Origin of the sequence: Phenylobacterium sp. (assembly GCF_035569475.1) — a bacterium.
Classification (GTDB): domain Bacteria; phylum Pseudomonadota; class Alphaproteobacteria; order Caulobacterales; family Caulobacteraceae; genus Phenylobacterium.
This window is the reverse complement of sequence record NZ_DATMNA010000120.1, coordinates 1-7,929: the sequence shown is the minus strand read 5'-3', so window position 1 is coordinate 7,929 and position 7,929 is coordinate 1. Positions and strand designations below refer to the sequence as shown.

The following is a 7,929-nucleotide window of genomic DNA, read 5'->3' as shown; positions in this document are numbered from 1 at the left end:
CTTCGGCGAAGGCCCGCGCCAGCGCCGTGCGGCGGATCTCGCCCCCGGACAGGCCCTGAGCCGCCTTCCCGGGATCCAGCCCGAAGTCGGTGAGCGCCGCCTGCGCCTGGTAGTCCTGCGCGCCCCCGGCCGTGGCGTAGTCGAGCAGGGTGTCGCCTACGATCTCCGGCTCCTGCGGCACGAAGGCGATGCGGGTTCCGGTGGTGACGTTGCGCTCGCCGCCGTCCGGCTCGACCTGGCCGGCCAGGATGCGCAGCAGGGTCGACTTGCCCGCGCCGTTGCGCCCGACCAGGCAGGCGCGGACCCGGGCGTCGAGAGCCAGGTCGACGCCGTCGAACAGCATCAGCGGACCGTCCGCCAGGCGGACGTCCTTCAGGGCGAGGATGGGTGCGCGCATTTGAGGGGCCTCAGATAGCGGCCCTGGCTTTCGGCGCAAGCTGGGATTGGGGCGCGATCGCGCCTAGATAGGCGCCATGGCCGGCGAACCCTTCTGGCGGCGCAAGTCGCTGAGCGAAATGACGGTCCCCGAATGGGAGAGCCTGTGCGACGGCTGCGGCCTCTGCTGCCTGGTGCGTTTCGAGGACGAGGACGGCGGCATCATCCCCACGCGGGTGCACTGCAAGCTGTTCGACGCCCACGCCTGCGTCTGCACCGACTATGCGAACCGCCAGGCCTATGTGCCCGACTGCGTGAAGCTGACGCCGGGCAATATCGAGCAGCTCGCCTGGATGCCGCTCTCCTGCGCCTACCGCCGCCTGCACGAGGGCCGCGACCTGGCCGACTGGCACCCGCTGGTCTCCGGCGACCCGGAGAGCGTGCACCGGGCCGGGGTCTCTGTGCGCGGCCAGACGGTCAGCGAAAGCGTGCTGGCCGAGGCGGAGGACGCGCTGGACTTCGCCGCCCCGGACCTGACTGCGGAACGCGGGCGGCGGTGATGTGACATTTCCGCCACATCGGCCCTTGCGCGCGGAACCGAACCGACCAATCTAGGCCTCTAGAGAGACCGCACTTCCAAAAAGGGCTGAACCGACTTGGCGAGCGACCCCTATCAGGTCCTGGGCGTTCCGCGCACCGCGAGCGCGGACGAGATCCGCAAGGCGTTCCGCAAGCTCGCCAAGGCCAACCACCCCGACACCAATCCCAACAACAAGGCCGCCGAGGAGCGCTTCAAGCAGGTCTCCGGAGCCTTCGACATCCTGGGCGACGCGGCCAAGAAGAAGAAGTTCGACGCCGGCGAGATCGACGCCGACGGGCGCGAGACCTTCGGCGGCTTCGGGGGCGGCTTCGGTCGCGGCCAGGGCGGCGGGCAGGGTGGCCCGTGGGGTCCGCCGCCGGGCGGCGCTCATGGCGCGAGCTTCGAGGGCGTCGACCTGGGCGACATCCTGGGCGAGATGTTCGGCGGGGCGCGCGGCGGACGGGCGGGCGGCCAGGGCGGCGGTTTCGGCGGCTTCTCCCAGCGCGGCTCCGACGTGCGGGCGCGCCTGGAGATCGACCTGGAGGACGCCATCAAGGGCGCCAAGAAGCGCATCTCCTTCTCCGACGGCCGCACCATCGACGTCTCGATCCCCAAGGGCGCCCAGGAGGGCCAGACGCTCCGGCTCAAGGGCCAGGGCTCGCCCGGCCGCGCCGGTCCCGGCGACGCTTTCATCGAGCTGACCATCGCACCGCACCCGATCTATCGCCGCGAAGGCGAGGCCCTGGTGATGGACGTGCCGATCACCGTCTATGACGCGGTGCTGGGCGGCAAGGCCGAGGCGCCGACGCCGGACGGGCCGGTGACCCTGACCATCCCCCAGGGCTCCAACACCGGGGCGCGCCTGCGGCTGAAGGGCCGCGGCCTGGCCGACGCCCGCGGCGTGCGCGGCGACCTCTTCGCGCGTCTGGTGGTCTTCCTGCCGGACAAGCCTGACCCCGAGCTGGAGGCATTCGCGCAGGCGTGGCGCAAGGCGCGGCCCTACACGCCCAAACGGCGCAGCTAGAGGCGCGGCGTGACAGCCGCGCTCCAACGCCCCATAAGCTCGGTGTTCAGGCCCGGTTCAGTCCCGGGCGGCCACAAGCTGATCCCATGATGCGCCTCCTCCTCATCGCCGCCCTGCTGCTGGGCGCCGCGCCCGTGACCGCGTCCGCGGCGCAGGAGCGGCCCGGCGCGCCCGAGGCCTCGTCCGGCGCCCAGGCGCCGCTTTCGCGCGTTCTGAAAGAGCTGGCCCAACGGTACAAGGGCAAGCAGCTCAATACGACCATGGGGCAGTCCGGCGGCAAGCCGGTCTATCTCGTGCAGTGGCAGTTCCCCAGCGGCCAGATCGTGGTGTTCACCGTGGACGCCCAGACCGGCCAGGTGCTGGGGCAATAGGAAGGACTCTGCGATGCGCATCCTGCTCGTGGAAGACGATCCGGACCTGAGCCGGCAACTGAAGCTGGCGCTGGCCGACGCCGGCTATGCGGTGGACCACGCCCCGGACGGGGAAGAGGCCCAGTTCCTCGGCGAGACCGAGCCCTATGACGCGGTGATCCTCGACCTGGGCCTGCCCAAGGTGGACGGGGTCTCGGTTCTGGAGCGCTGGCGGCGCGAGAACATGGCCACGCCCGTGCTGATCCTCACCGCCCGCGGCGCCTGGAGCGAGAAGGTGGCGGGCTTCGACGCCGGCGCCGACGACTACCTGACCAAGCCCTTCCACACCGAGGAGCTGCTGGCGCGGTTGCGCGCCCTGCTGCGCCGCTCGGCGGGGCATGCGGCGCCGAACCTGTCGTGCGGGGGCCTCAGGCTGGACCCGCGGGCCGCGCGGGCGAGCGTCAACGGCGAGCCGCTGCGGCTGACGTCGCTGGAGTACCGCCTGCTGCACTACATGATGATGCACCAAGGGCGGGTGATCAGCCGCACCGAACTGGTGGAGCATCTCTACGACCAGGACTTCGACCGCGACTCCAACACCATCGAGGTGTTCATCGGCCGGGTGCGCAAGAAGATCGGCTCCGACCGCATCGAGACCGCCCGCGGGCTGGGCTACCGCCTGACCTGCCCCGAAGAGGAACGCGGCGGCGAGGCGCAGGCCTCCTGATGCGCCGGGCGGGGGCCCGCGGGATGAGCGCGACGTGAGGCTGCCGGCCGCGCTCGGCGCCTCGTCGCTGGCCCGACGGCTGGTGCTGCTGGCGCTCACCTGGAGCATCGGGGCGCTGGTGGTCACCGCCCTGGTCATGGGCCTGCTCTTCCAGCGCGCGGCGATCCGGCGGGTCGACGAGACGCTGGCCGACCTGATCACCAACCTGGCGGCCTATTCCGACGTGGAGGACGGCCAGGTGTACGCCCCGCCGTTCACCGACGAGCGGGCGCTGCGCACCTATTCGGGCCGCTACTGGGAGATCGCCGAGCCGACCGCCGACGGCAAGATCCGGCCGATCGCGCGGTCGCACTCCCTGTTCGATTCCACCCTGCAGACCCCGCCGGACCTGGTGGCGCAGTTGAAGGCGCATCCCGGCCGCAAGATCGCCTATCCCGCCCGCGGCCCGCAGGATGAGCCGCTGCGGGCCCGGGCGCAGCAGAACTTCCTGCCCGGCCGCAAGGCGCCGGTGATCTTCCTGGCCGCCGAGGACCGCAGCTCCGTCGACCGCGACGTCTCCAATTTCATCGCCGCCACCTCGGCCGCTTTCTTCCTGATGGCGGCGCTGCTGATCGTGGCCATCGTGATCCAGGTGCGGGTGGGCCTGCGCCCGCTGTTCGAGCTGCGCAGCGAGGTGGCCGCCGTGCGCCGCGGCAAGGCTCCGCGCCTGGCCGAGACCTATCCAAGCGAACTGATGCCGCTGGCCCAAGAGCTGAACGCCCTCGTCGAGCACAATCAGCAGGTGGTCGAGCGCCAGCGCACGCACGTGGGCAACCTGGCGCACGCGCTGAAGACTCCGATCTCGGTGATGATCACCGAGGCCCGCCAGCGGCCCGGGCCCCTGGCCGAAGTCGTCGAGCGCCAGGCCGAGGCCATGCAGAAGCAGGTGGACCACCACCTGCGCCGCGCCCGCGCCGCGGCCCGCACGCAGGGCCAGGGCGAGCGCACCTCGGTCGCCGAGGTGCTGGACGAGCTATCGCGCACCCTGGACAGGATCTACCGCGACAAGGGCGTCGCCATCGACTGGGACGCCGAGGAGGACCTGTACTTCCTGGGCGAGCGCCAGGACCTGCTGGAGATCGCCGGCAACGCCATCGAGAACGCCTGCAAGTGGGGCCGTTCGAAGGTGCGCGTCCGGGCCGACGAACTGAGCCCCGAGCGCTTCCGCCTGCTGGTGGAGGACGATGGCCCGGGCTTGCCGCCGGAGCGCCGCGCCGAGGTGGTGCAGCGTGGAACGCGGCTGGACGAGACGGCCCCGGGATCGGGGCTTGGCCTGTCGATCATCGACGAGCTGGCGCGGGCCTACGGCGGCTCGCTGAGCCTGTCGGACTCGCCGCTCGGCGGGCTGCGGCTGGAGGCCGACCTGCCCCGCGCAGAGGCCTGAATCTCCCTTCGGACAACCTTAACCCGCGGCAGGCCAAGGTAAGGGGCTTGCGGACCCGCGTTCCGTGACCGGAGCTATTGATGGTCGCCCTCTCCGACCGGAAGATCGAGATCGTCAGGATGCTGGTGGAATCGGCGCCTGATCGGATCGTGGGCGGTCTGCGCCTGGCGTTGGCCGACAGCGTCGGCGACAGCGTGCTGGCGAGCGTGCGCCAGCTTGTCGAGGTCGAGGCGGTCGACCGCCTGATGCGCAACGCCGTGTTTCAGCCGCTTGTCCCCCTGTGCGTCGGCGACGGCGGCGACAAGCAGAAGCTGACCTTCCCCGCCCAGGCGCTGAGCTTCGCCTGGCGCGGCCTCAAGGCCTCCGCCCCCGCCGAGATGGCCCAGGCGGTCAGGGCTTCGGCGGCGGTGGCGGCGGCGCAGGCGAGCGAGCAGCGCGTGCCGGACCCGAGCCCGGCCTACAACCTCCTCCTGACCGCCGCGGCCAAGGCCTTCCGCGCCGGCGAGGTGCGGGAGTTCAAGGCGGCGGCGGAGCTTTGCGAGCGTGCGCGGCCGGGCGGGGCCGAGGCCTTCGCCGCCTGCCTCGACATCGCGCCTATCGTGCGAAAAACCCTGCCAAGGCTCGGCGACTGGATCGCCCAGGCCGGCGACGAGACCAGCGCGCCGGCCCGGCTGGCCTACAAGGACGCCGTGGCGGTCGTCGAGGACGCGGGGCCGCGCTTCTTCGAGATGCTGGCCGCCCAGCTCAATCCCCCATGGATGGTGCTGCGGATCATCTCGGCGATCATGGACAAGCCCACCGAACGCTACCTGGCGGACTCCGAACTGGGCGGCTTCCCCGAGCGGGTGATGGCGCAGATCGACGAGTCCCTGAAGGCGATCGGCAAGCTGGACCTGGACGGCGGCCGCGAAACCGGGCGCGAGGCCGGACGCCTGGTGGAGCTGATCACCCAGCAGGTCTTCGAGCTGGAGGTCTGCATCGAGCTCAACCGCGAGCATGGCTGGGGCCAGCGGATCGTCGGCCAGAAGAAGGCCCTGGCCAACCTGGTCGAGGGCCGTCTGCGCGACGCCGAGAAACTGGCTGCCGCGGCCCTGCCGAATCAATCCTCCGGCTTCGCCCGACCCCGCCGGAGCGGCCCGAAGCTGGACGAGTCGCCGGATCCCAAGGCCGTGGGCCGAGCCATGACGCTCCTCAATTTCACCCACGAGGTCCGGCTCTGCGCCAATTACGGGGGCTTCTCGGCGATGCACGCCAAGGTGGTCGAGAAGCTGGGCGGCCAGATCGACCACTATGTCGAGGACGTGCTGGACATCGCCCGCACGGGCGACGCCCCGCCCGCCATCGCCGGGGCGTTCCTGGCGGTCGCGGCGGACATGGTGGCGCTGATCCGCGACGAAAAGGCCGCCGAACTGGTGCGCCGGCGCGCGGCCAAGGCCTGCGCGCCCCCCGACAATTCGGTCATCCTCGACATCTAGACCCCGTCCCAACAGGCCTGAACGAAAGCAGCCGCGATCGCGCGAGGTCGCCATCCGGATCTGAGCCTATCTCGTCGGTCCGGATCGATGTGGGAAGCACTCTGGCCGTCACCGGGCCCCGAGGGCCGATGACGCACTCGCGCTGGCCGGCGCTTTCGGCTACACGCGCCGCATGATCGCCTTCTGGGTCGCCGCCGGAGCCCTGTCCGCCGCGGCGGCCATCCTGTTGATGTTCCGCGCCGCCCAGGCCGCCGCGCACGCACAGTCCGCGGACACGACGTCGATGTTCTATCGCCGCCAGCTCTCCGAGATCGGCGACCTGGCCGACCGCGGCCTGATCGGCGCGGAGGAGCGCCGGGTGGCAGAGGCCGAGGCCGGACGGCGCCTGCTGGCCGCCGCCGACGCGCCGGTCGAGGCCTGGTCGACGGGCGCCGGCCGGATGCCGATCCTGCTGGTCGCCGTGGGCGCGCCGCTGCTGGCGCTGGCCATCTATCTCGCCGTCGGCTCGCCGGGCATGGGCGATCAGCCCTTCGCCGCGCGGCTGGCGCAGTGGCGGGCGGCCAATCCGGAAAGCCTGCAGCCGCCGGAGATGGCCGCGGTGCTGGGCAAGCTCACCAAGGAGCGGCCCAACGATCCGGACGGCTTCCGCTTCCTGGCCCTGGCGGAGGGCGCCTCCAGCAATCCCGCCGGCGCGGTGCGGGCCCTGAAACACGCCGTCCAGCTCGCGCCGCAGCGCGCCGACCTCTGGGAGATGCTGGGCGAGGCCCTCATGTTCACGGCCAACGGCGAGCTGACCGACGACGCCATCGACGCCTTCGCCCACACGATCCGCCTGGACCCCCGCAACATCGCCGCCCGCTTCCAACTGGCGCGGGCGAAGATCAAGGCCGGCGACAAGGCGGCCGGCCTGGCCGACTGGCGCTCGCTGCTGGCCGACATGCCGCCGACCGACCCGCGGCGCGGCGACCTGCAGGGCGCCATCGCCCAGGCGGAGGGCCAGGCGCCCCCGCCGCCGGCGGCGCCGCAGGGCCTCTCGGGCGACCAGATGACCGCGGTGCGCGGTATGGTGGCCAACCTCGCCGCGCGGCTGGCGCAGAGCCCCGACGACCCGCCCGGCTGGGTGCAGCTCGTCAAGGCCTACGCCGTGCTCGGCGACACCGAAAAACGCGACGCGGCGCTGAAGTCCGCCCGCGCCCGCTACGCCGGCAAGGCCGAGGTGCTGGACGCGCTGAGCAAGGCCGCGGCCACGGAGCCCATGAAATGAGCTGGCTGCCCAAATCCCCGAAGGCGCGGCGGCGCCTGACCCTGGTGGCGGCGATCGCCCCGGTGCTGGCCCTGGCGCTGGGCCTGACGCTGTGGGGCCTGCGCGGCTCGATCTCGTTCTTCTACACGCCCAGCCAGGCTGCCGCGGCCCATCCGCCGCCGGGGCGCTCGGTGCAGCTCGGCGGGCTGGTGCGCATGGGCAGCGTCGCCAAGCATTCCGACGGGCGCGTGGAATTCGTGGTCGCCGACCGCACGGCGCAGGACCGGGTGAGCTTCCAGGGCGACCTGCCCGACCTGTTCCGCGAGGGCCAGGGCGTGGTGGCCGTGGGCGCGTTCCGCCAGGACGGGGTCTTCGAGGCCAAGCAGGTGCTGGCCAAGCACGACGAGAAGTACATGCCACCGGACCTGGCCAAGGCGCTGAAGGCGCAGGGCGAGTGGCGCGGCGACGGCTCGACGCCGGACTATGCGAAGGAAGCCCCCTCCGACACGCCCCAAGAGGGGCGCGCCACCTCCCCCGTAAACGCGGGCGGAAGACCCAGCACATGATCGCAGAATTCGGGTCCTTCGCGCTGATCCTGGCGCTCGCCTTCGCCATCGCCCAGGTGGGGCTGTCGGCGGTCGCGCGGGTGAAACGCTCGGCCGTGCTCGCGGCGGCCGGCGAGGGCGCCGCGGTGGCCTCGTTCGCCGGCGTCGCCATCGCCTTCGCCTGCCT

9 protein-coding genes are annotated in these 7,929 nt (G+C 71.9%); 8 read left to right on the top strand and 1 reads right to left on the bottom strand.

The window, feature by feature from the left end; genetic code table 11:
* On the bottom strand, positions 1 to 397 hold a 397-nt coding region (locus VNW53_RS19080; RefSeq protein ID WP_325557596.1), incomplete at its 3' end, for an ATP-binding cassette domain-containing protein.
* Positions 398 to 473: 76 nt separating this feature from the next.
* Here VNW53_RS19080 and VNW53_RS19075 point away from each other — a divergent pair.
* The 8 genes from VNW53_RS19075 (at position 474) to ccmE (ending at position 7,763) form a co-directional block, all read left to right on the top strand.
* Positions 474 to 935, top strand: coding sequence for a YcgN family cysteine cluster protein (locus VNW53_RS19075; protein ID WP_325557594.1), 462 nt, complete (start codon positions 474 to 476; stop codon positions 933 to 935).
* Positions 936 to 1,031: 96 nt separating this feature from the next.
* Positions 1,032 to 1,979, top strand: coding sequence for a DnaJ C-terminal domain-containing protein (locus tag VNW53_RS19070; protein ID WP_325557592.1), 948 nt, complete (start codon positions 1,032 to 1,034; stop codon positions 1,977 to 1,979).
* 86 nt (positions 1,980 to 2,065) lie between these two features.
* Positions 2,066 to 2,350, top strand: coding sequence for a PepSY domain-containing protein (locus VNW53_RS19065; protein WP_325557590.1), 285 nt, complete (start codon positions 2,066 to 2,068; stop codon positions 2,348 to 2,350).
* Positions 2,351 to 2,363: 13 nt separating this feature from the next.
* On the top strand, positions 2,364 to 3,056 hold the full coding sequence (locus VNW53_RS19060) for a response regulator transcription factor (protein WP_325557588.1): 693 nt from the start codon (positions 2,364 to 2,366) through the stop codon (positions 3,054 to 3,056).
* A 34-nt stretch (positions 3,057 to 3,090) separates the two neighbouring features.
* Positions 3,091 to 4,479 carry an ATP-binding protein gene (locus VNW53_RS19055; protein WP_325557586.1) on the top strand — a complete coding sequence of 463 codons (1,389 nt, stop codon included), beginning with the start codon at positions 3,091 to 3,093 and terminating at the stop codon, positions 4,477 to 4,479.
* A gap of 80 nt (positions 4,480 to 4,559) precedes the next feature.
* Positions 4,560 to 5,954: a hypothetical protein gene (locus VNW53_RS19050; protein ID WP_325557585.1), complete on the top strand. Its 1,395-nt coding sequence runs from the start codon at positions 4,560 to 4,562 to the stop codon at positions 5,952 to 5,954.
* Between the two features lie 172 nt (positions 5,955 to 6,126).
* Complete coding sequence (gene ccmI, locus VNW53_RS19045; protein ID WP_325557584.1) at positions 6,127 to 7,218, top strand: c-type cytochrome biogenesis protein CcmI; 1,092 nt, start codon at positions 6,127 to 6,129, stop codon at positions 7,216 to 7,218.
* Positions 7,215 to 7,763 (top strand): cytochrome c maturation protein CcmE, encoded by a 549-nt coding sequence (gene ccmE, locus VNW53_RS19040; RefSeq protein ID WP_325557583.1) that lies wholly within the window; start codon positions 7,215 to 7,217, stop codon positions 7,761 to 7,763. The genes ccmI and ccmE overlap by 4 nt, the downstream gene beginning before the upstream one ends.
* The last annotated feature ends 166 nt before the right edge of the window (positions 7,764 to 7,929 follow it).

Coding starts and splice junctions, on each gene's coding strand:
- VNW53_RS19075 (WP_325557594.1), top strand. CDS start 474: ATGGCCGGCGAACCCTTCTGGCGGCGCAAGTCGCTGAGCGAAATGACG.
- VNW53_RS19065 (WP_325557590.1), top strand. CDS start 2,066: ATGATGCGCCTCCTCCTCATCGCCGCCCTGCTGCTGGGCGCCGCGCCC.
- VNW53_RS19060 (WP_325557588.1), top strand. CDS start 2,364: ATGCGCATCCTGCTCGTGGAAGACGATCCGGACCTGAGCCGGCAACTG.
- VNW53_RS19050 (WP_325557585.1), top strand. CDS start 4,560: ATGGTCGCCCTCTCCGACCGGAAGATCGAGATCGTCAGGATGCTGGTG.
- ccmI (WP_325557584.1), top strand. CDS start 6,127: ATGATCGCCTTCTGGGTCGCCGCCGGAGCCCTGTCCGCCGCGGCGGCC.
- ccmE (WP_325557583.1), top strand. CDS start 7,215: ATGAGCTGGCTGCCCAAATCCCCGAAGGCGCGGCGGCGCCTGACCCTG.